Consider the following 20718-nt stretch of genomic DNA (forward strand, 5'->3'; position numbering starts at 1 on the left):
AGTGGCTATTCCCATGCCTGTAGGCACTCTAGGAGGTACACGAATGAAGCAACATCTGGCGAAATCCCTGTTGATGGCTGGCGCGATGATCGCGTCCTACCCGCTGTTCGCACAGCAGGCACAGCCCCTTCAGCCGGCCCAGCCGATGCCCATGACTCAGCCGATGCAATCCCCCCAGCCGGCGCCATCCGCCCAGCCCACGCAAGCCATGCCGGCGGCAGCACCGATGGCGCAGGGAACGGTACCCGCCGCGCGCGACCCCTATGCGCAACCTGCCGGCCAGGCGGCGCAGCCCGGCATGGCGCCCGCACCGGGTGCCCCGGCGCTGGCCGGCAGCCCTGATCCGTCGCTTGACCCCGCCAACCGGACCCTGCCTCCCGATGCGCTCGGGACCCGCGTGGGCCAGCGCAGCCCGTTCCTCGACGGCGCCTGAGCGTTACAGCTTGTATCGCCCGTTGATTCGGTGTTAGCTGTCATGCGCAGCAGTTCGTCGTGCGCCCGGAACAAAAAGGCCGCGGCATAGGCCACGGCCACTGATTCTTGACAAGCTTTACGCGCGGCATACCGACGCGCGCTCCTTCGTTGAGGCTCCGGCCCTCTCCCCCACCCATCTCCCGCGCGCGGGAGATGGGTGCGTATGCCTGGGCACGGGGCTTTGCTCAGATGTGCGAGCGTGCGGATGCGCGGCTTTTAACTCGATGGCCTACCGAGAAACACTTCACCGCATGGATGGGCCTGGCACCGGGAAGCCGCCAAAGCGGCAAGCGCCGCGGCAGCGTCAAACGCCACCGCAATCGCGCCGGTCGACTGTTCTGCCTGATGGCCCGGAGTCTGGCGCGTAGCAAGGACATCGCCTTGGGTGGCTTCTACCGACGCATGGCAGCACGACGCGGCGCACTGATTGCCAACATTGCGTTGGCACGCAAGCTGGCCATCCTCTTCTGGCGCGTCATGGTTAAGGGAATGCAGTACGTCGAAAGTGGCTTGGCACACTACGAGGCCCGCGTCCTCGAAACCAAACGGCGGGCACTCAGGCACCTGGCCAAACAACTCGGCCAGGAGCTAGTTCCCCTCCCTACTGCCGCATAGAAACCAATGGTTCATGGAAAGGGGCGGGCGAGAGGGCAGGCGCTTCCGGATGCGTCGCGCCTTGCCAAACCAAACCACCTCTCCCACTGAGACGACGCCCATTGCGCAGCGGCGCTTAACCTTAAGCCGCGCTGACAAACAACCGCATCGCCGGCATCACCTGCGATGCCTGTTCAGGCCGATCCAGCGCACTCTCCAGATTCATGCGTGCCACGTTGACGTGTTCCGTCGCAAGCGCCTGCGCGCGCGCGCCTTCGCCGCGCCGCATGGCGTCGAACAAGCTGTGATGCTGCCGGTGTGCATAGACCAGCCATTGCCCGCCCTCTTCCACCGCCGACTGCATCGGCAACATGGCGCTCGCCGCGGCGAATGGCAACCGGTTGTTGAGTTCGATGGCCCGTGCCAGCGCGCTGTTGCCGCTGCCCTCGACGATCAGCGCGTGAAAGCGATCGTTCATATTGCTGTACGCGACATAGTCGTCGTAGTCGAGCTGTGCCTTGGTCAGGACCCGGTCGCCTTCGCGCAGGCAGTCCTGGAGGTCCAGCGATAGTTGCCGTGACAGCCCATGCTCGGCAACCAGCCGCGCGGCCATGCCCTCCAGGTGTCCGCGTACCGCGATCGCATCCTGGATCTCCCGCGGCGTGAAGCGGCGCATCATGTAGCCGCTGCTCGGCGAAGGCTCGATCAGCCCCTCCTGCTCCAGCGCGGCGAGCGCAAGCCGGACCGGCGTGCGCGAGACGCCGAGCTTCTCAGCCAGCGGGATCTCGGCCAGGCGGGCGCCCGGTTCGAATTCGCCCTTAAGAATCAGGTCGCGCAGTTGCACCAAGACCCGTGTCTGGTGGGATTCCATTACACACCCTCGTCAAATCGTAGCCGCGGCCGCTGCATGCGAGGTTGGCCGGGCTGCATACAATATGCGTCATGGTACACCAGACAACGGCCTGATCAGCTCGGAAACAGGCTCTTCAGCGCGACAGAGTCATCAGCGAGCACATCGGGATCGGGGCGAACGCGCGCGGCGATCAGGCGCCGTGCCGCCATGTGATCCTGCGGGCGGTTGATCGAATCCGCGGCGACGATCACTTCCTGCTTCAGGTACACGGCCGTGAATCGCCCCGCCAGCACGTCGCCGCGCACCACCGCCTGGTCATGCCCCGCCGAGAAGCCAGCCATCTGCAGCTTGTAGCCATGCTGGTCCGACCAGAACCACGGCACCGCCTCGTACGGCGCGGGACGATCGGCAACCGTCGCACCGGCCACCCTGGCGAGGTCGTTCGCGCTTTGTATAGATTCGACGCGCACGCACCGGCCTTGCGCTTCGCTCGCATCCGTAGGCATCCATGGATTTGGATACGCAGCACAATCGCCGGCCGCGACAATGGCGGGATCGCTGGTGCGCGCAAAGCGGTCGACCACGATGCCGTTGTCCACCGTCAGGCCGCAGTCCTCGGCAAGCTCCACGTTCGGTACCACGCCGAGGCCTGCGATGACCAATTCCGCCGGAAGGACCTCGCCGGAATCGAGCTCGACCCCGCTGACCGCATCATTGCCGAGCAGCCGCAGAATCCGGGTCGCAAGCCGAATGCGGACCCCTTGCCGCTGATGCACCGTCTGCAGGAACGTCGAGATCAGTGGCGGCACCGCGCGCTGCAGCAACCGCTCCTGCAACTCGACCACGGTCACATCGAGGCCGAGCGTGCGCAACGACGCCGCCACCTCCAGCCCGATAAAGCCGCCGCCCACTACCACGGCCTTGCTGGCCTCCCGCGCACGCGCCTTGATGTCGCACGCATCCGCGAGGTCGCGCAGGTAGTAGACGTGGCGCAGTTCCGCTCCCTCGCATGGCAGGCGCCGACAGCGCGCCCCAGTGGTCAGGGCCAGGTGGTCGTAGCGCAGCAGTGCCCCGTCGGACAATGCAACCGTGCGCGCCTGCCGGTCGATGCGGCGCGCCGAGACTCCGGTCCGCAGCGTGATCCGCTCTTCCCTGAACCGCTCGGGCGACTGCAGCGGCAGGCTCGATGCATCCACCGCGTCGCTCAGGAAGCCCTTGGACAGCGGCGGCCGCTGGTACGGTGCGTGGGGCTCGTCGCCGATCATGGTGATGCTGCCCTGGAAGCCGTTGGCGCGCGCGGCCAGCGCCAGCTGGGTGCCCGCGTAGGAGGCCCCGATGATGACGAGATCGGCCATGGTCTACCCCTGCTTTTCCGGGACGCGCACGACCAGGCCGTCGAGCGCGTCGGTCACGACGATCTGGCAGCTGAGCCGGCTGGCCGGCTGCCGTACGGCCGCCACGCCCTCGAGCAGTTCGTCTTCCATTTCGTCGGGCGCGGGCATATGGTCGGCCCAGGGCGAATCGATATACACATGGCAGGTCGCGCAGGAACAGCAACCGCCGCACTCCGCATCGATCCCGCGGACATTGTTGGCGATCGCGACTTCCATCAGCGTCTTGCCGCTGGCCGAAGCCACTTCCTTGCGGCTGCCGTCTTTCAGGACATAGGTAATCGTCGGCATGACATCCTCACTGCGGTTCGGTTAAAACGTGTCGAAGTACTCGCGCTGCTCCCAGTCGCTCACCTCAAGATTGAAGCGCGCGATCTCGGCCTGCTTGATATGGCAGAAGTAGTCGACAAAGCCACTGCCCATGCCTTCACGCAGGGCATCGTCTTCTTTCAGGCAGGCCAGCGCCTCGTCGAGCGTCCTGGGCAGATGGGGTGCGGGGGTCTCGTATGGCGAATCGGCGGACGGGCCCGGATCCAGGCGCCACTGGATACCGTCCAGCCCCGAGATGGCCTGCGACGCGAGATAGAGATAGGGATTTGCCGCGGGTTCGCCCACGCGGTTTTCGATGCGCGTGGCCGCATCGCCCGCGCCGCCCAGCACCCGCAGCATTGCGCCGCGGTTGTCGCGCGCCCAGATCGCGCGGTCGGGCGCCAGCGAATAGGCACGGAACCGCTTGTAGCCATTGATGGTCGGCGTGGAGAACGCGGTCGCCGCGCAGGCGTGCTGCAGCAGGCCGGCCAGGTAATGACGCCCGGTCGCGGACAGGTCTTGCCCGACCTCGTCCGGCATCATCGCATTCGCGCCGTTGTCCAGCCGCTTCAGCGACTGGTGCAGGTGCCATCCGCTCGACACTACGTTGCGGATCTTCGGGCGGCACATAAAGGTCGCGTGGTAGCCATGCCGCTTGCACACCTGCTTGACGGCGCTGCGGAACAACACCATCGCGTCCGCGGTGGCAACCGGCGTCGCCGGCGCGAAGGTGAATTCGAACTGGCTGGGACCGAACTCGATTTCCAGCGACCGCACCGGCAGGCCGAGCTGCTGCACGTTCTTGCGGATCAGCTCGATCACTTCCTCGGTCGCGTCATAGCGCAGCTCTGTCAGGAACTGGTAGCCGTGCGACAACAGCTCGACCTCGGGCGGCTCGCCCGGCTGGCCGGCATCGTCCGGCGTCATGTGTTCGCGCAGCAGGCGGAACACATGGAACTCGACTTCCAGTCCGGTGACGAGCTGGTATCCCGCTGCCGCGAGGCGCTCCTCCGCGTTGCGCAGGATGCGGCGGGTGGCAAAGGGCACCGCCCTGCCATCCTGGAAATACGGATCGCAAAGCAGCCAGCCGGTGCGCGGCGACCAGGGCAGCACGCGGAAGGTGGTGGGATCGGGAACCAGCGTGACGTCCGCCCCGCCCAGCATGCCAGGCATGTCGAAGCCGCCGCCAGAACTGAACACGGGGAACACCGTCCGGTGCGAAGTGTCCTTGGCGAACAGCGTGGTGGTCACGTTCACGCCGCCGCGCAACGCCTTGATCGCCTCCGACGCGACCAGCGTCTTGCCGCGCAGCACGCCATGCTGGTCCGGGAAGGAAAAGCGCACCACGTCGATGTCTCCCCCGGCGAGCTGACGCGCAACGTCGTCAGCAGCACGGGCATGGGTATCGGTCCAGAGGCTGAATTGTTCTACAAGCGCCATATGGGTCCGGCTCGCCGCATCGTGCAACGCGGTGGAGCCGCCTCGGTTAGTTAGTCGTGATCCTGTGGCTGCGTACCGGTCAGGCGCGCGACGCCCATTCCGATTCGGCCCGGCGCTTGGCATCGGCCCCGACCCAGTAGTCGTCGGGCGACTGCTCCACGCTGACCCCGTCGATCGATGCCGGCCCGGTAAGCGTACTGGCCTGCTGCGCGTCCACCATCATCAGCGCCCTCTCGCCGCGCTGGTTTGCCTCGATCGCCGCGACCAGCTGCTTGCGGTAGGCGATGATGCCCTTGTCGGTGGTGCCCAGGTGCTCGCGGGTGCGGTCCTGGATCGCGCCCTGCGATTCCACGGCCCACTGGTCGTGGACGTTGATGTCGTGGCCCATGCCCGTGTAGGTCTGCGTGCGCTGCTCGTAGGGGTTGAAGCCGTAGTGGTTGCGCTTGTTCAGCCGCGGGCGGTAGTCGGGCAGTTCGTACAGCGCCAGGCGCTGGTCGCGCATCTGCTGCTTGTCGACCGGCGCGGTGAAGCTGGTGAAGATGGCGTACCAGTAGCAACTGGTGTCGTCGACCGGCACATGCCATTGCGCAATCGTCATCTCGGCGCTCATCGGGATAATGAACGCCTGCGGAAACACGACGTTGGTCACGCGCACATGCTGCTGGCCGTCGCCGAGTTCGCGCAAGGCGGTCAGCCGCATGCCGTAGTCGGTCGGCGCGATGCTGATTTCCGGGCAGTCGAATTCACGGAGCACCTTCGTGATCGGCATGCCGGAATCGGCCGACGCGCCGCGAAACTGCTTGCCGTAGCTTTCCGCGACGTCTTCATCCTCGAAGAACCGGTGCAGGAAGGAAGCGTGCGCCGGATCGATGCCGACCTCGAGCGCCTGCAGCCAGTTGCACTCGAGCAATCCCTTGAAGGCGAAGGTGTACTGGTCAGGGGCGACAAAGCAGTCAAAGGCCGGGAATGCCGGCGGCTCGCCTTCGCCGATAAAGGCAAACAGCACGCCGCCGCGCTCGACGATCGGATAGGCGTTCTGGCGGATGCGCTGGCACAGCTTGCTGCCGGCGGGTTCCGCGGGCGTTTCCAGGCACGTGCCGGTACGGTCGAACAGCCAGCCGTGAAACGGGCAGCGCAGGCCGCCGTCCTCCAGCCTCCCGAAGCTCAGGTCCGCACCGCGGTGCGGGCAATCACGATCCAGCATCGCGTAGTGGCCTTGCTCGTCGCGGAACACGACGAAGTCCTGGCCCATCAGGCGCACGGCGCGCACCGGGCGCTCACCTTCGAACTCGTCCACCAGCGCAACCGGTTGCCAGTATTGCCGCAACAGCTTGCCGGCTGGGGTATCCGCGCCGACGCGGGTGATGAGTTCGTTCTGTTCCTTGGACATCATGATGGGGACATCTCCTGCTGGGTGGGTGGTTCCTGGGTGGGTTTTGCTGTATGCAGCGTCGTTGTATGCAGCATATTATTTGCTGCATACAGTCAAGACAAGGTCGATTTTGGGCGCATGCTCGGAAGCCATGCCGAACTTACTCCGCACTCGCGCCATTAAGTCACAATAGGCTATTGTTTTTATTACATATTTTCAGATATTTAGGGCCCATGAACTGAGGATTTAAGTGTTTACCCGCACCAACGAGGCGAGCTTCATATGACTGCTAAATAGCGCCTGTTGGTGCACATATTTTCATCTTTCTGGAATATCTGCATGCAGTGATATATTATCTGCATGCAGTGATGACCAGATGACCCAGGAGACCCACCTTTGCCCGCCCCCAACCCAATATCCGCCCAGCCCACACGTACCCATTGCCCGCTGGTCGGCATCGTCTGCGACCGGTTCTTCGTCGGGGATCACGACGTGCATGGCGTCAAGGAGAGCTACCGGCGCGCCCTTACCGAGGTCGCGCGCGTCGCACCGGTCTTTATCCCGGCCAGCGAGGACATCGATGACTTCAGCCCCTATCTGGCGTCGCTGTCCGGGCTGCTCTTTCCTGGCGGCGCGTCCAATGTCTCGCCCGGCCGTTACGGTGGACGCGAGTCTGCCGAATTCCTGGTCGACCGAGCGCGCGATCATGTCGCGCTGCACCTGATCCGGCGTGCCGCCGACCTCGGCATCCCGATGCTGGCGATCTGCCGCGGCTTCCAGGAAATGAACGTGGCCTTCGGCGGCACGCTGCGTGCCGATATCCATGCGGCCGGCCATTCGCCGGAGCACCGGGAAGACGCGTCGGAAGACCTGGTCGCACGCTATCGCTACAAGCACACGGTCGCGCTCGCGCGGGACGGCATGTTCAGCGCATGGATCGGTGACGCAAGCGCGCGCGTCAATTCCCTGCATACGCAAGGCATCGACACATTGGGGAACAACCTCGCGGTCGAGGCCAGCACCGATGACGGCCTGGTCGAGGCGATCCGCGTCGAGGGCGTCAAGTTTGCGGTGGGTGTGCAATGGCACCCGGAAGTCACGGCCGATTCCGATCCGCTATCCCGGTCGTTGTTCACCCACTTCGGCGACGCGTGCCGGCGTTACGCACGGCACGCCTGAGCGCCGCCTTGCCGGAACCTGGACGGGTTCCGGATCGAACCCCTCGAATGAGGCGAACTCATTCACCGCAACATGGTGGTGGCGCTCAACGACGGCGCAGCGCTCGGTGACCCGAGAGGATGGTGCTACGGCGGCTGGGCGGTTCCTGTCCTCGAAGATCGCGTCAAACACGCGCAACAGGTTGAGATCGACTCTGCCGAGGTTCATGGCGCCGCTCCAGCTCGCTACCGATTCACGAGTGTATTGAGCTGGAAGCGGCGTCCCGTTGTGCGCGGGGCGCGTGGATTCTCTCTGGCGATCGCCCTCCTGCGTGTGGGTCAAAGCCATGAGCCGGCACGCGGCGTGTGCCGGCCAGACTGCAAGGCGATAGTGATACCGACAGCGACGGACGCGGCCGCCAGCGGTCGGGGGTGCGGTTGGGGTGTTTACGGCCCTTCGCGGGCTCAGCCGTTCGCGTCCGCCGGCCGCGACTCACTACGCGCGCCATCCGTGAATGTGTCGCGCGGACCATTCACGCTGGCCCCGTCGGTGTACACATCGAAGCGCTTCTCGGCCGCCGCCGCGCTGGCCGCGCCATCGGTGTACGGATCCGCCGGCCGCGGCGCCGCCTTGGCCGATAGCGCAAAGGTGGCGCTGACCATCATCAGCAATGTCGGGAGCAAGGCATGCAGCATGGCGCGGCGGTAAGTTCCGGCATGCAGCCAACGCAGGTGCGGCCAGCGCGTTCTGGTCGCCCGCGCGGCGCGGCGGCCTGCGGTGTCAGGGAGGCGGGAGAGCTTGGATAAGGTCATGGAAGGACTCCGGTGCGTGAAGGAAAGCCGGCCTGGCCAGGCACCGGTGGAGTCTAGCGATCGCAGCCGACGCCGCCCTGACCCTACCCTGACAATTCCGTCAGGCAGGCGCGTTATCGGGGTGTGCCTTGCGCCAACAGTCTTTCCAGCCACGCAGAATCATGCCGGCGCGCAGCTGTGCCATGCTTGCGCAGCAGGCGCGCTCGGCACGCCCGCACCTGTTCAGTGCAGCCCCCGCAAAACTGACAAGACTGACAGGTTGGATTCGCACGCATCTTCTATATTTCTAGGATTCCGAGGAATGGACCCATGAAACTCCTGCTGGTCGAAGATGAGATCAAGACGGTCGACTACCTGCGCCGCGGCCTGTCCGAGAACGGCTACGTGGTCGACACGGCGCACAACGGGCTGGACGGCCTGCACCTGGCCTGTACCGAGCCGTATGACGCGATCGTGCTCGACGTCATGTTGCCCGCGCTGGACGGTGTCTCGCTGCTGAAGTCGCTGCGCCGCGAGCAGCAGACACCGGTGCTGATGCTGACCGCGCGCGACGACCTCGACGATCGCCTCAACGCCTTTGATGCCGGTGCCGACGACTACCTGTCCAAGCCCTTCTCCTTCCTGGAACTGCTGGCGCGCCTCAACGTGCTGACGCGCCGCGGCCGGCAGACCGAGCCATCGCAACTCACCGTCGGCGACCTGCGCATTGACCTGCTGTCGCGGCGGGCGACACGCGGCACGCGCCGGCTGGACCTGAGCGCGCGCGAATTCACGCTGCTGTCCGTGCTGGCGCGGCGGCAGGGGCAGATCGTTTCCAAGACCGCGATCACCGAACTGGTCTGGGACATCTCCTTCGACTGCAACACCAACGTGGTCGAGGTCGCCGTCAAGCGCCTGCGCGCCAAGCTGGACTGGCCCGGCGAGCCCAAGCTGCTGCACACCATCCGCGGCATGGGCTACGTGCTGGAACCCCGCGACGGGCTGACGGCATGAACCGGCATCGCTCCATCGCAGCGCGCCTGGCCGCGATGTTCGGCCTCGCGGCGGCCTTTGTCTTCGCCATCACGGGCGTGGTGCTCTACCAGGTGCAGTGCGTGGAACTGGAGAAGCGCCAGCTCGAAGAGATCCACGCGCGCTTCGACCTCGCCGGCCCCAAGGCGGCAGGCCTGGGCACCACGGCGCAATGGGAGCGCTTTGCCACCATGCTGCGCAGCATGACGCCGGCAGACCGCAGCGTGCGCTACTTTGTCGAGAGCACCGATCCGCGCTTCCGCTACGGCGAGCCGTTCCCGCGCGAGGCCGAAGCCACGCCGCGCGCCCCGCACGTGTGGGCGGTGGAGTTCGGCGACAACCGTTTCCTGATGCTCAAGCGCCCCATCCCCGCACTGCAGGACCGGCCGGAGGTGGCGCTGGCGGTCGCGGTCGACCAGGCGCCCTTCTTCGAGACCAGCCGCACGCTGGGCATTGCGCTGGTGGTGTCCTCGGTGCTGGGCGTGATCGCGGTGAGCCTGCTCGGTTGGCGTATCGCCAAGTCGGGCCTCGCGCCGATCGAGCGCTTGTCGCGCCATGCCAGCGCGCTCGATCCCAAGCAGCTCGAGCGCCTGCCCGACGCCAACCTGCCGGGCGAACTGTGTGGCCTGGTCCATGCCTTCAACGGCGCGCTCGACAAGCTCGAGCGTGCCTACCGGCAGCTTTCCGCCTTCAATGCCGACGTGGCGCATGAATTGCGCACGCCGCTGGGCAATGTCATCGGCCAGACCCAGGTGGCGCTGTCGCGGCCACGCAGCACTGCCGAGCTGGAAGAGATCCTGCAGTCCAACCTGGAAGACCTGGAGCGGCTCAGCCGCATCGTGATCGACATGCTGTTCCTGGCCCAGTCCGACCGCGGCGCGCTGGCGCGCGACCTGGTCGAGGTCTCGGTCGCGCACGAGGTGCGGCGCAGCGCGGACTTCCTCGACCTGCTGTTCGAAGACGCCGGCTCCACGCTGCACGTGACGGGCGATGCGCGGGTGCGCGTCAATGTCTCGCTGCTGCAGCGCGCGCTGACCAACCTGATGAGCAACGCCCTGCAGCATGGAAGGCCCGGGCGGCCGGTGACGGTGGCGATCGCGCAGGCGGCAGGCACGCTGACCATCACCGTGCGCAACGAGTCGGACCGCCTGTCCGCGATCCAGCCGAACCGCCTGTTCGACCGCTTCTACCGTGCCGACGCGGCGCGCAGCGACAGCCGGCAGAACCACGGGCTGGGGCTGGCCATCGTCAAGGCGATCGCCACCATGCACGGCGGCAGCGTGTTCGCGCAGGTGGAGCCGCACGCGATCCGGATCGGCATGACGCTGCCGGTCAGCCAGCCGGTGCCCGACGCGCCCGCGCCGGCGCGCCCGCTGGCGCGTCCCGCCGCAGCCTGAGGGCGGGCCGATTGCAGGTTTGGCAGATTTGGCAGGCCTGGCATCCACCACTGGCGCGCCGCTTCGATTCTTGAATTCGTGCGGCGCATCGTATATTTTCGAGGGGCATTCCCGTGGTTGCGCCGTGCCAGCCAGTGCCTGTCACGATGATCGGATTCGCGGCAAGCCACACCCGACAACGCATGTCCGGAACCGAAGGGCCTGGCAACCCCGTCCGCGCGGTGTGCGCGTGATCCTGCGCGGTTGCCTGTCGCTGCGCCCTTGCTCCTGTCCATCGAAGAGGAGCTGCCATGGATGCAGTCAGGACATTGCTCGAAACCCAGCCGCTGCTCACGCTGTTCCTCACGGTTGCGCTGGGCTATGTCATCGGCGAGATCAATATCAAGGGTGTGTCGCTCGGGTCGGGCGCGGTGCTGTTCGTCGGGCTGGCGATCGGCGGGTTCGCGCCCAAGTCCGCACCGCCCGCCCTGCTCGGCACGCTTGGGCTGCTGCTCTTTCTCTATGGCATCGGGATCCAGTACGGCGAGCAGTTCTTCAAAGGCCTGACCAGCCCGGACGGCCTCAAGGCCAACGCCGCCGCCGTGCTCGGCGTGGTCGGCTCAGGGCTGGTCGCGGTCGCGCTGGTGCCGCTGGTCGGCGTGAAACTCGACGAGTCGCTGGGCATGTTCGCCGGCGCGGGCACCAGCACGGCAAGCCTGCAGGCCGCAATGGCGGCGATGAAGAGCGACGGCGCCGCGGTGGGCTACAGCGTCGCGTACCCGGTCGGCGTGGCCGGGCCGATCCTGTTCCTGTATGCCCTCACCGCGCTGCTCAAGCCGAATATCGTGCGGCCGCCGCCAAAGCTGATCGAGACCGCCGAGATCGCACTGACAAACCCTGCGTTCATCGGCGCGCGGCTGTCGGAGCTGGTCGCACGCCTGCCGGACGGGGTGGTGATTGCTGCAGTGCGTCGCGCACACCACAACCAGCCGCCCGCCGACGACCTGGTCCTGCAGGCGGACGACGTGCTGCTCGCGACCGCCACCGACCCGGCCGTGCTGCGTGAAGCCACCTCGCTGTGCGGAGAGCTGCAGCCAGGCCGCATGACGAGCCATCGCGAAGACCTGGACTATATGCGCGTGTTCGCCTCGAGCCGGCTCGTGGTCGGGCACACGCTGCGCGACATCCGCTTTCCCGAAGGCATGGCCTGCTCGATCGCCCATGTGCGGCGCGGCGATGCCGACCTGATGCCCAGCCAGGATCTCATCCTCGAATTCGGCGACCGCGTCGGCCTGCTGGTCAATCGCGCCCACATGAAGCCGATTCGCGCGCTGTTCGGCGACTCCATCAAGGGCACCGCCGAGCTTAGCTTTATCTCGATCGGCATCGGCGCGGCCCTCGGGCTGCTGGTCGGGCTGGTCCCGGTGCCGATTCCCGGCGTCGGCACGCTGGCGCTGGGGCTCGCCGCGCTGCTGCTGGTCGCCCTCGTGCTCGGCCGGGTGCGCCGTCTCGGGCCGTTCGTCTGGACCATGCCGCTATCGGCCAACCTGGTGCTGCGCAACTTCGGGCTGACCATCTTCCTGGCACAGGTGGGCATTGCGTCGGGGCCGAAGTTCTTCGCCACCATCGGCGTAACCGGGGTGTCCTTCCTGATCTATGGCGTGGTGATCCTGCTCGCCCTGCTGCTGATCACTGCGATCTTCTGCCTCTGGGTCTTCAGGCTGCCGTTCGACCTGGCGGTGGGCGTGATCTGCGGCGCGACCGGCAATCCCGCCATCCTGGCCTTTGCCAACCGCGTCGCGCCCACCGACCGTCCCGACCTCGGCTACTCGATGATCTTCCCGTCGATGACCATCGTGAAAATCCTGTTCGTACAGGTCGCCGCCACGCTGGCTGGCGGATAGTGCGGCGCAACTTGGGCGCATCGCTGCACGCGATTCGCCGCGGAGACACATCATGGAAATCGCCGTCTTCAGCGCAAAGTCCTACGATCGCCAACATCTGGATGCCGCGAATGCGGCGGAAGGTCATCAGCTCAAGTACTTCGAAGTCCCCCTGGACAGTGAAACGGTGGGCCTCGCCGCGGGCCACGGCGCGGTGTGCATCTTCGTCAATGACCGGGCCGATGCGACTGTGCTGGAAGCGCTCGTGCGCGGCGGCACCAAGCTGGTCGCGCTGCGCTGCACCGGGTTCAACAACGTCGACCTGAAAGCCGCCCAAGCGCTCGGGATCAAGGTAGTCCGCGTGGTCGACTACTCGCCCAATTCGGTCGCCGAGCATGCGGTGGCCCTGCTGATGGCGATCAACCGCAAGATCCACCGGGCCTACAACCGCACGCGGGATTTCAATTTCTCGCTCGAAGGCCTGATGGGCTTCGACCTGTGCGGCAAGACCGTGGCCGTGATCGGCACCGGCAAGATCGGGCGCGTGTTCGCAAAGATCATGGTCGGGTTCGGCTGCAACGTAATCGGGTACGACAAGTACCCGTCTCCGGAATTCGAGGCCCTTGGCGGCCGCTACGCGGACGAGGGAGAAATCGGCGCAAGCGCGGACTGCATCTCGCTGCACTGCCCGCTCACGCCCGAGACCCATCACATCATCAACGCCGAAACGCTGTCGCGCGCCAAGACAGGCGCCTTGCTGATCAACACCAGCCGCGGCGGGCTGATCGACACGGAAGCGGTCATCGACGCGCTTAGGAGCGGACAACTCGGCGGGCTGGCGATCGACGTGTACGAGCAGGAGGCGGAGCTGTTCTTCCGCGACCTGTCCAGCACCATCGTCGACGACGCCGTGCTGCAGCAGCTCATCACGTTCCCGAACGTGATCGTGACCGGGCACCAGGCCTTCCTCACGCGCGAAGCCGTGACGACCATCTGCGAGACCACGCTGCGCAGCGCGACGGAATTCGAGGCCGGCAAGCCGCTGACGAACGAGGTCAGCGCCAGTTGAACGCGGCCGCTGCCGGCCTCATGCCGCGCCGCGCAGCGGCCCGAATCGCTCGACGTACAGCCCCGCCACCCAGTCCACGAACACGCGCACGCGCGGCGCCAGTTGCCGGTGGAACGGGTACAGCGCCGACACCGGCAGGTCCGGGCACGGCCACTGGGCCAACACCTGCACCAGCCGGCCAGCGCGCAGGTGCTCCTCGACGCGGAAGCGCGGCACCTGGACCAGGCCGCAGCCGGCCAGCGCCGCGCTGGTATAGCACTCGGCATCGCTGACCGAGATCCAGCCGCGCGCCTTGAACTCCTGCACCTCGCCATCGACGGTCAGCGTGAACGGATACCGGTTGTCACTGTTGCGCGAGAAGAAACCCACGCCCACATGCTCAGCCAGCTCGGACGGCTCCTGCGGCGTGCCGTGCGCGGCCAGGTAGCCGGGGCTGGCGCACAGCACCTCCGGCATATCCGCCAGCCGCCTGGCCACCAGCGACGAATCGCGCGGACGCCCCGCGCGCACCACGCAGTCGATGCCCTCGCCGACCAGGTCGACCAGCCGGTCGCCGCTGCTGACGACCAGGTCGATATGGGGATAGCGGTCGCGGAACTCACCGATGCGCGGCAGGATGATCATGGTCGCGTGGGTGCCGTGCAGGTCGAGCCGCAGCGTGCCGCGCGGGCTGGCCACCTGTGTGCTGAGCGAGGTCTCGGCGTCTTCCAGGTCCTGCAGCACGCGCTTGCTGCGCTCGTAGAACGCCTGGCCGTCCAGCGTCGGGCGCACCTGGCGCGTGGTGCGTTCCAGCAGCCGTGCGCCCACGCGGGCCTCCAGTTCCTTGATGGCGTGCGTGGCGGTGGCGCGCGGGATATCCAATGCGCTGGCGGCGCCGGTGAAGGAGCCCAGTTCCACGATCCGGGTGAAGAGTTGCAGCGCGTCGAAGCGGTCCATAGCGGGCAGTCATAACGGAACGGTCACCCCCGGATTGGAAGCAGGTTCGAGGCTGGCGTCAAGCCCGGCCGCAGCCGGCGCGCAGGGGCGGGTCGCGTTCGGGCCTGCCGCACAAGGGGCAGGTATGGGTCATGAACGGTCTCTTCAGGGAATGCCCCGCCGGAGGCGGGGCTGTTCAGGAAGGCCGGCGCCGGGGCCCTACTGGCCCAGCGCCGTCACCACGCCCACCTGGCTGCGCAGCGCGGCGGCCTGGGCGATGGAGAGCTCTTCCTCTGCCTCCAGCAGCGTGCGCTGGACCTGCAGCGTGTCGATAAACGCGGATTCGCCGGCGCGCCAGGAGCGGTTGATCTGGTCATACGCGGCCCGCGCACTTGACGCCGCCTGCTCCAGCCGCGCCACTCGGTCGCGGTTGCGCGCCGATGCCGCCACCGCGCCCTCGACCTCGGTGACCGCGCGCAGCACCGTGGTGCGATAGCGCTGCAGGGCCTGCTCTGCCTCGGCCTCGCGCAGTCGCACCGTGCTGCGCCGGCGCCCGCCGTCGAACAGGGGCAGCGCCGCGTCGGCGCCGAACATCCACGCCAGCGAGCGCGCCAGCGTGGCGCCGGAAACCGCATCCGCGGCCACGCCGATCGCGCCGGCCAGCCGCAGGTGCGGCAGCAGCTCGGCTCGTGCGACGCCGACACGTGCATACGCCGCCACCACGACGCTTTCGGCCGCCTTCACATCGGGACGCAAGCGCAGCAGGTCGGCCGGCGTGCCGATCCCCGCCGGCGGCGTCCACTGCGGCCGGGCCGCGAGCGGCTCCATGCGCGCATAGATGTCCTGCGGCGTGGTGGCGACCAGGATCGAGAGCCGGTGCAGCGCGTTCTGCCGCTCCAGCTCCAGCAGCGGCAGCTGCGCGTGCGTGGCTTCGGACTGGGCGCGGGCGCGGTCGACATCGGCAATGGGCACCGCGCCGGCATCGAACAGGCGCCGCGTCAGCGTCTCGGTTTCCGCCTGGCTGCGCGCGTTGGCGCTGACCAGTTGCAACCGGTGCTCCAGGTTGCGCGCGCCCAGGTAGGTCTGCACCACCTCGCCGGTCACGGCCACGCGCACGGCCTGCGCGGCGTCGGAGGCGGAGCGCAGCTCGGCATCGGCCGCGGCCACGTCCTGCCGGATGCGGCCGAACAGATCGACTTCCCATGACGCGCCCAGCCCTGCGCCGAAGACGTTGCCGGTGTCCGGGTTGCCCGAGGCCGATTGCGATGCTGACAGCCGCTGCCGGCCCGCCGAGGCGCCCAGCCCCAGCTGCGGCAGCCCCTGCGAGGCCGTGCCGGCCCGCAGCGCACGCGCGGCATCGATGCGAGCGATCGCGGACTTCAGGTCGGTGTTGCCGTCCAGCGCGGACGCGACCAGCTCGTCAAGCACCGGGTCGCCGAAGCGCTGCCACCAGTTGGACAGGTCCGGCACCTCGCCGGCCGCGGCCAGCGATGCGTTAGCGTAGCCGGTCGCCAGCGGCAGCGGTGTGGGTGCGACCGGTTGCGGTGTGGCGCAGGCAGCCAGCAGCATGGCGCCGGTGGTCAGCGCCGCTACGAGCGGGAGGCGCTTTGCGATTGCGATTGCGATTGCGATTTCGATTGCGATTTCGATTGCAACTGGGGCCTTCATTGCGCCACCTCCACCGCCACAGCCGGCACAGTCTTCGCGCCACCTGCAAGCCGCCGCACCACCACATAGAACACCGGCGTGAAGATCAGCCCGAACACGGTCACGCCGATCATGCCGAGGAACACCGCCGAGCCCACCGCCTGGCGCATCTCGGCGCCGGCGCCTTCTGAGATCACCAGCGGCAGCACGCCGAGGATGAACGCCAGCGAGGTCATGATGATCGGCCGCAGCCGCTGCCGGCTCGCCTCCACCACCGCCTCGACCAGCGCACTGCCCTGCTGCTCGAGTTGCCTGGCCACCTCCACGATCAGGATCGCGTTCTTGGCCGCCAGCCCGACCAGCACGATAAAGCCGATCTGCGTCAGGATATTGATGTCCTGCCCCATGGCGCGCACGCCCAGCGACGCGGCCAGCAGGCACATCGGCACGATCAGCAGGATCGACAGCGGCAGACTCCAGCTGCCGTACTGCGCGGCCAGCACCAGGTAGACCAGCAGCACGCACAGCGGGAACACCAGCAGCCCGGTATTGCCGGCCGTGGTCTGCTGGTACGAGAGATCCGTCCACTCGTAGGTGATGCCCGGCGGCAGCACTTCTGCCGCGAGCCGCTCCATGGTCTGGATCGCGTAGGCCGAGCCCAGGCCGGGCAGCGTGTCGCCATTGATCTCGGTGGCCGGGTAGAGGTTGTAGCGCGGCGCGCGGTCCACGCCGAGCGCTTCGCTGACGCGCGTCACACTGCCGATCGGCACCATCTCGCCATCCTTGTTGCGCACCTTCAGCCGCGCCAGGTCGTCGGGGGTCACCCGGAACGGCAGGTCGGCCTGCGCGGTCACGCGGTAGGTGCGCCCGAGGATATTGAAGTCGTTGATATAGGTCGAGCCGAAATAGGTTTCCACGGCGTCATTGATCTCCTGGCTGGGCACGCCCAGCATCTCCGCCTTCTCGCGGTCCAGCTCGACGAACACCTGCGGCGTGGTGGCCGAATACGGCGAATACACGCCGACCATGCCCGGCGCCTGGTTGGCCGCCGCGATCAGGTCCTCGGTGGCCTTGGCCAGCGCGGCGGTACCCAGCCCGTTGCGGTCCTCCAGGCGCATCGAGAAGCCGCCCGTGCTGCCCAGCCCCTGCACCGGCGGCGGCATTGCCACCACGATCGAGGCTTCGGTCACGCCGGCCAGCCGCGCGCGCAGGTCGGCCGCGATCTTGTCGATGGTCAGGCCCTGAGGCTTGCGCTCCTCCCACGGCTTGAACACCGGGAACAGGCCGGCATTGCTGGCGGAGTTGGTGCCGGTGGCCGCGGAGACGCCCGAGAACACCGGCACGCGCTCCACGCCCGGCACCTGCAGCGCGATGTCTTCCACCTTGCGCGCCACCGCACTGGTGCGTTCCAGCGTAGCGCCGTCCGGCATGCGGATCAGCACCACCAGGTAGCCGCGGTCCTGCGCCGGGATAAAGCCCTTGGGCGTCGACACCAGCAGGTAGACCGTGCCGGCGATCAGCAGCACGTACAGCGCGAGCATCGCCGGCGTGATCGCCACCACGCGCCGCACCACGCGGCCGTAGCCATCGGCAAAGCGGTCGAAGCCCGCGTTGAAGCGGCCGGCGAGCCACCGCACGGGCCGCAGGATGCCGCCAAACCGGGACGCAGCCTGGCCGTGGCCGGCTTCGCCCTGCGCATGCCGCTTCAGGATCGCGGCCGACAGTGCCGGCGCCAGCGTCAGCGAACTGAACAGCGAGATCGCCGTCGATACCGCGATGGTGATGCCGAACTGCCGGAAGAACTGGCCGGAGATGCCGGTGATAAAGGCCGTCGGCACGAACACCGCGCACAGCACCAGCGTGATCGCGAACAGTGCGCCGCCCACTTCCTTCATCGTGACCAGCGTCGCTTCGCGCGGGGTGGCGCCAAGCGCCAGGTGGCGCTCCACGTTCTCGACCACCACGATGGCGTTGTCCACCACGATCCCCACCGCGAGCACCAGCCCGAACAGCGTCAGGTTGTTGATCGAATAGCCCAGCATCGCCATCACGGCAAAGGTGCCCACCAGCGACACCGGGATCGCCAGGATCGGGATGATCGACGGGCGCCAGCCCTGCAGGAACACCAGCACCACCAGCACGACCAGCACCACCGCCTCGTAGATGGTCTTGACCAGTTCGTCGATGCTGTCGCCGATAAAGGCGGTGGGGTTGTAGCCGATGTTGTAGACGATGCCCTTGGGGAAGGCCTGGCTCAGCTCGGCCATCTTGTCCTGCACCGCGGCCATGGTGGCGACGGCGTTGGCGCCGGGGCGCTGCAGCACCTGCAGCGCGATGGTGGGGTTGCGCAGCATGTAGCTGTCGGTGGCGTATGCAAGCGCGCCTACCTCCACGCGCGCCACGTCCTTCAGGCGCACCACGCGCCCGCCATCACCCTGCTTGACGACGATGTCGTTGAACGCCACCGGCTCGCGCAGCCTGCCTTCGAAGATCAGGTTGGGCTGGAAGGCCTGGTCCGTCACCGGCGGCTGCGCCACCACGCCGCCGGCCACCTGCGTGTTCTGCGCGCGCACCGCGGCAATCACGTCGCCGGGGCTGAGGTTGAACGAGGCCACGCGCTCGGGATCCAGCCAGATGCGCATCGAATATTCGCGCGCGCCCAGCGGGTTGATATCGCCCACGCCGTCGATGCGCTTGAGCGCGTCGGCGACGTTGCGGATGGCGTAGTTGGAGACATAGAGCTGGTCATAGCTCTTGTCTGGCGAGTACAGGAAGATCGTGCCCAGCTGCGTCGGCGAAGACTTGCGCACCGACACGCCGCTGCGCTGCACGGGTTGCGGCAGCCGCGGCGTCGCCAGCGCGACGCGGTTCTGCACCAGCACCTGGGCCTTGTCGACGTCGGTACCGGGCTTGAAGGTCACGGTGATATTGAGGCCGCCGTCGGAGGTGGCCTGGCTGTACAGGTACAGCATGTCTTCCACGCCGTTGACTTCCAGCTCGATCGGCGTGGAGACGGTTTGCGACACGGTCTCGGCCGAGGCGCCGGGATAGCTGGCCTGGATCACGACCGTGGGCGGCGCGATCTCGGGATATTCGGACACTGCCAGCGTGAAATACGCCAGCGCGCCCGCCAGTGTCAGCACGATCGACAGCACGATAGCGAGCACCGGCTGTTCGACGGAAAGGCGACCGAGGTTCATGGCTGCGCTCCCTGCGAAGCCGGCAGGCTCGCCGTGGCCACCGCACGCACGGTGGGCTTGACGGTCTCGCCGGGGCGCACGCGCTGGAAGCCCTCGACGATGACGCGATCGCCCGCGTTCAGCCCCGACGCGACTTCGCGCAGGTTGCCGAACAGCTTGCCGAGCACCACCGGACGCACCTCGACGCTCTGGTCCGCCTTGACGACATAGACCACGCGCCGGGTGGCGTCGGTGGCTACCGCGGCATCGGGCACCAGCAGCGCATCGTGCGCGGCCTGCGCGGCCACATGGGCGCGGCCGAACTGGCCCGGGGTCAGCTTGTGGCCCGGATTCGGCAGCCGCACGCGCTGGCGCAGCGTGCCGGTGGAGTTGTCCAGCCGGTTCTCCACGAAGTTCATGCTGCCGGCGAGCGTCGGTTCGCCGTCGCCCGGCAGCGCGATGCGGACCGTGCGCGTGCCCGCCGCGGCACTGGCTTCCTGGCGGGTGTAGCGCAGGTAGCTCTGCTCGTCGACATCGAAATAGAAATCGATCGGGTCCTGCGACACGATCGTGGTCAGCAGCGTGGCGTTGCTGTCGCCGCCGTTGACCAGGTTGCCTTCGCTGACGCGCTTGCGGCTGATGCGTCCGGACATCGGCGCGGTGATGCGCGTGAAGGACAGGTCGAGCCGGGCACGAGCAAGCGCCCCTTCGGCGCTGGCCACTTCGGCGCGTGCGCTCTGCAGCGCCTGCTCGCGCTGCTCGAACAGGCTGCGCGCGATGGTGTTGGTTTCGATCAGCACGCGCGCCCGCTCGTATTCCTGCTGGCTCAGGCTCAGTTGCGAACGCGCCTTGGCCAGCGCGCCTTCGGCCTCGTTCACCGCCGCCTGGAACGGCCGCGGGTCGATCACGAACAGCAGGTCGCCCTTTCTCACCAAGGCGCCGTCCGTGAACGCGACCTTCTCCAGGTAGCCGCTGACACGCGCCCGCACGTCCACGTTGTCGATCGCTTCGAAGCGTCCCGTGAAGGTGTCGACGTCAGTGACCTGCCGCACCAGCGGCTGGCTGACCACCACGGCCGGCGCCGCCGGTGCCTGCACAGCCTCCGACTTGCAACCCGCCAGCATCGCTGCCGCGGCAGCGGCAGCGGCAAGGGCCGCGAGCGACGCTGCGCGTGCCGCCATGCCCGTCCTTCGTACCTGTTTCATTCTGAGTTCCCTTCTGCGTGGCAAGAGCAG

General features: G+C 67.3%; 17 protein-coding genes. 7 read left to right on the forward strand and 10 right to left on the reverse strand.

Features of this window, described 5'->3' with window-relative positions; all coding sequences use genetic code 11:
- The first annotated feature begins 43 nt into the window (after positions 1-43).
- Positions 44-433: a hypothetical protein gene (locus ABNX08_RS12655; RefSeq protein ID WP_349609247.1), complete on the forward strand. Its 390-nt coding sequence runs from the start codon at positions 44-46 to the stop codon at positions 431-433.
- 194 nt (positions 434-627) lie between these two features.
- A complete protein-coding gene (locus tag ABNX08_RS12660) occupies positions 628-1089 on the forward strand; it encodes a transposase (protein WP_022535598.1) in 462 nt (153 codons plus the stop codon).
- 121 nt (positions 1090-1210) lie between these two features.
- On the opposite strand, the gene ABNX08_RS12665 is transcribed toward ABNX08_RS12660, so the two are convergent.
- The 5 genes from ABNX08_RS12665 to ABNX08_RS12685 all read right to left on the reverse strand — a co-directional run bounded on the left by ABNX08_RS12665 (position 1211) and on the right by ABNX08_RS12685 (position 6454).
- On the reverse strand, positions 1211-1939 hold the full coding sequence (locus ABNX08_RS12665) for a GntR family transcriptional regulator (protein ID WP_022535599.1): 729 nt from the start codon (positions 1937-1939) through the stop codon (positions 1211-1213).
- A gap of 95 nt (positions 1940-2034) precedes the next feature.
- On the reverse strand, positions 2035-3276 hold the full coding sequence (locus tag ABNX08_RS12670; RefSeq protein WP_022535600.1) for an NAD(P)/FAD-dependent oxidoreductase: 1242 nt from the start codon (positions 3274-3276) through the stop codon (positions 2035-2037).
- A gap of 3 nt (positions 3277-3279) precedes the next feature.
- Positions 3280-3603: a 2Fe-2S iron-sulfur cluster-binding protein gene (locus ABNX08_RS12675; RefSeq protein WP_022535601.1), complete on the reverse strand. Its 324-nt coding sequence runs from the start codon at positions 3601-3603 to the stop codon at positions 3280-3282.
- Positions 3604-3624: 21 nt separating this feature from the next.
- The gene (locus ABNX08_RS12680) at positions 3625-5061 is read right to left on the reverse strand and encodes a glutamine synthetase family protein (protein ID WP_349609244.1); all 1437 of its coding nucleotides are present in this window, start codon (positions 5059-5061) and stop codon (positions 3625-3627) included.
- Between the two features lie 79 nt (positions 5062-5140).
- A complete protein-coding gene (locus tag ABNX08_RS12685; RefSeq protein ID WP_022535603.1) occupies positions 5141-6454 on the reverse strand; it encodes an aromatic ring-hydroxylating dioxygenase subunit alpha in 1314 nt (437 codons plus the stop codon).
- Positions 6455-6829: 375 nt separating this feature from the next.
- On the opposite strand from ABNX08_RS12685, the gene ABNX08_RS12690 reads away from it, so the two are divergent.
- Positions 6830-7612 (forward strand): gamma-glutamyl-gamma-aminobutyrate hydrolase family protein, encoded by a 783-nt coding sequence (locus ABNX08_RS12690; RefSeq protein WP_022535604.1) that lies wholly within the window; start codon positions 6830-6832, stop codon positions 7610-7612.
- 443 nt (positions 7613-8055) lie between these two features.
- Here ABNX08_RS12690 and ABNX08_RS12695 read toward each other — a convergent pair whose 3' ends face one another.
- Positions 8056-8403 carry a hypothetical protein gene (locus ABNX08_RS12695; protein ID WP_022535605.1) on the reverse strand — a complete coding sequence of 116 codons (348 nt, stop codon included), beginning with the start codon at positions 8401-8403 and terminating at the stop codon, positions 8056-8058.
- Between the two features lie 309 nt (positions 8404-8712).
- Here ABNX08_RS12695 and ABNX08_RS12700 point away from each other — a divergent pair, with 309 nt between their 5' ends.
- From ABNX08_RS12700 to ABNX08_RS12715, 4 genes are all read left to right on the forward strand, one after another.
- The gene (locus ABNX08_RS12700) at positions 8713-9396 is read left to right on the forward strand and encodes a heavy metal response regulator transcription factor (protein ID WP_022535606.1); all 684 of its coding nucleotides are present in this window, start codon (positions 8713-8715) and stop codon (positions 9394-9396) included.
- The gene (locus ABNX08_RS12705; RefSeq protein WP_349609241.1) at positions 9393-10811 is read left to right on the forward strand and encodes a heavy metal sensor histidine kinase; all 1419 of its coding nucleotides are present in this window, start codon (positions 9393-9395) and stop codon (positions 10809-10811) included. Before ABNX08_RS12700 ends, ABNX08_RS12705 begins: the two co-directional genes overlap by 4 nt.
- Positions 10812-11101: 290 nt before the next feature.
- Positions 11102-12694: an aspartate:alanine exchanger family transporter gene (locus ABNX08_RS12710; RefSeq protein ID WP_022535608.1), complete on the forward strand. Its 1593-nt coding sequence runs from the start codon at positions 11102-11104 to the stop codon at positions 12692-12694.
- A gap of 52 nt (positions 12695-12746) precedes the next feature.
- Positions 12747-13742: a 2-hydroxyacid dehydrogenase gene (locus ABNX08_RS12715; RefSeq protein ID WP_022535609.1), complete on the forward strand. Its 996-nt coding sequence runs from the start codon at positions 12747-12749 to the stop codon at positions 13740-13742.
- Between the two features lie 18 nt (positions 13743-13760).
- Here ABNX08_RS12715 and ABNX08_RS12720 read toward each other — a convergent pair whose 3' ends face one another.
- From ABNX08_RS12720 to ABNX08_RS12735, 4 genes are all read right to left on the reverse strand, one after another.
- Positions 13761-14678, reverse strand: coding sequence for a LysR family transcriptional regulator (locus ABNX08_RS12720; protein ID WP_022535610.1), 918 nt, complete (start codon positions 14676-14678; stop codon positions 13761-13763).
- A 198-nt stretch (positions 14679-14876) separates the two neighbouring features.
- Positions 14877-16325 carry an efflux transporter outer membrane subunit gene (locus tag ABNX08_RS12725; protein WP_349609239.1) on the reverse strand — a complete coding sequence of 483 codons (1449 nt, stop codon included), beginning with the start codon at positions 16323-16325 and terminating at the stop codon, positions 14877-14879.
- Positions 16322-19504, reverse strand: a complete 3183-nt coding sequence (locus ABNX08_RS12730) for an efflux RND transporter permease subunit (RefSeq protein WP_022535612.1) — start codon at positions 19502-19504, stop codon at positions 16322-16324. Before ABNX08_RS12730 ends, ABNX08_RS12725 begins: the two co-directional genes overlap by 4 nt.
- Positions 19501-20688 (reverse strand): efflux RND transporter periplasmic adaptor subunit, encoded by a 1188-nt coding sequence (locus ABNX08_RS12735; protein ID WP_349609237.1) that lies wholly within the window; start codon positions 20686-20688, stop codon positions 19501-19503. The genes ABNX08_RS12730 and ABNX08_RS12735 overlap by 4 nt, the downstream gene beginning before the upstream one ends.
- Positions 20689-20718 lie beyond the last annotated feature (30 nt).

The sequence above is a fragment of the Cupriavidus sp. DF5525 genome (assembly GCF_040149425.2).
In the GTDB taxonomy this organism is placed as follows: Bacteria; Pseudomonadota; Gammaproteobacteria; order Burkholderiales; family Burkholderiaceae; genus Cupriavidus; species Cupriavidus pickettii_A.

Coding starts and splice junctions, on each gene's coding strand:
- ABNX08_RS12680 (WP_349609244.1), bottom strand. CDS start 5,061: ATGGCGCTTGTAGAACAATTCAGCCTCTGGACCGATACCCATGCCCGT.
- ABNX08_RS12715 (WP_022535609.1), top strand. CDS start 12,747: ATGGAAATCGCCGTCTTCAGCGCAAAGTCCTACGATCGCCAACATCTG.
- ABNX08_RS12710 (WP_022535608.1), top strand. CDS start 11,102: ATGGATGCAGTCAGGACATTGCTCGAAACCCAGCCGCTGCTCACGCTG.
- ABNX08_RS12685 (WP_022535603.1), bottom strand. CDS start 6,454: ATGATGTCCAAGGAACAGAACGAACTCATCACCCGCGTCGGCGCGGAT.
- ABNX08_RS12730 (WP_022535612.1), bottom strand. CDS start 19,504: ATGAACCTCGGTCGCCTTTCCGTCGAACAGCCGGTGCTCGCTATCGTG.
- ABNX08_RS12720 (WP_022535610.1), bottom strand. CDS start 14,678: ATGGACCGCTTCGACGCGCTGCAACTCTTCACCCGGATCGTGGAACTG.
- ABNX08_RS12670 (WP_022535600.1), bottom strand. CDS start 3,276: ATGGCCGATCTCGTCATCATCGGGGCCTCCTACGCGGGCACCCAGCTG.
- ABNX08_RS12675 (WP_022535601.1), bottom strand. CDS start 3,603: ATGCCGACGATTACCTATGTCCTGAAAGACGGCAGCCGCAAGGAAGTG.
- ABNX08_RS12655 (WP_349609247.1), top strand. CDS start 44: ATGAAGCAACATCTGGCGAAATCCCTGTTGATGGCTGGCGCGATGATC.
- ABNX08_RS12695 (WP_022535605.1), bottom strand. CDS start 8,403: ATGACCTTATCCAAGCTCTCCCGCCTCCCTGACACCGCAGGCCGCCGC.
- ABNX08_RS12660 (WP_022535598.1), top strand. CDS start 628: ATGGGTGCGTATGCCTGGGCACGGGGCTTTGCTCAGATGTGCGAGCGT.
- ABNX08_RS12665 (WP_022535599.1), bottom strand. CDS start 1,939: ATGGAATCCCACCAGACACGGGTCTTGGTGCAACTGCGCGACCTGATT.
- ABNX08_RS12705 (WP_349609241.1), top strand. CDS start 9,393: ATGAACCGGCATCGCTCCATCGCAGCGCGCCTGGCCGCGATGTTCGGC.
- ABNX08_RS12725 (WP_349609239.1), bottom strand. CDS start 16,325: ATGAAGGCCCCAGTTGCAATCGAAATCGCAATCGAAATCGCAATCGCA.
- ABNX08_RS12700 (WP_022535606.1), top strand. CDS start 8,713: ATGAAACTCCTGCTGGTCGAAGATGAGATCAAGACGGTCGACTACCTG.
- ABNX08_RS12735 (WP_349609237.1), bottom strand. CDS start 20,688: ATGAAACAGGTACGAAGGACGGGCATGGCGGCACGCGCAGCGTCGCTC.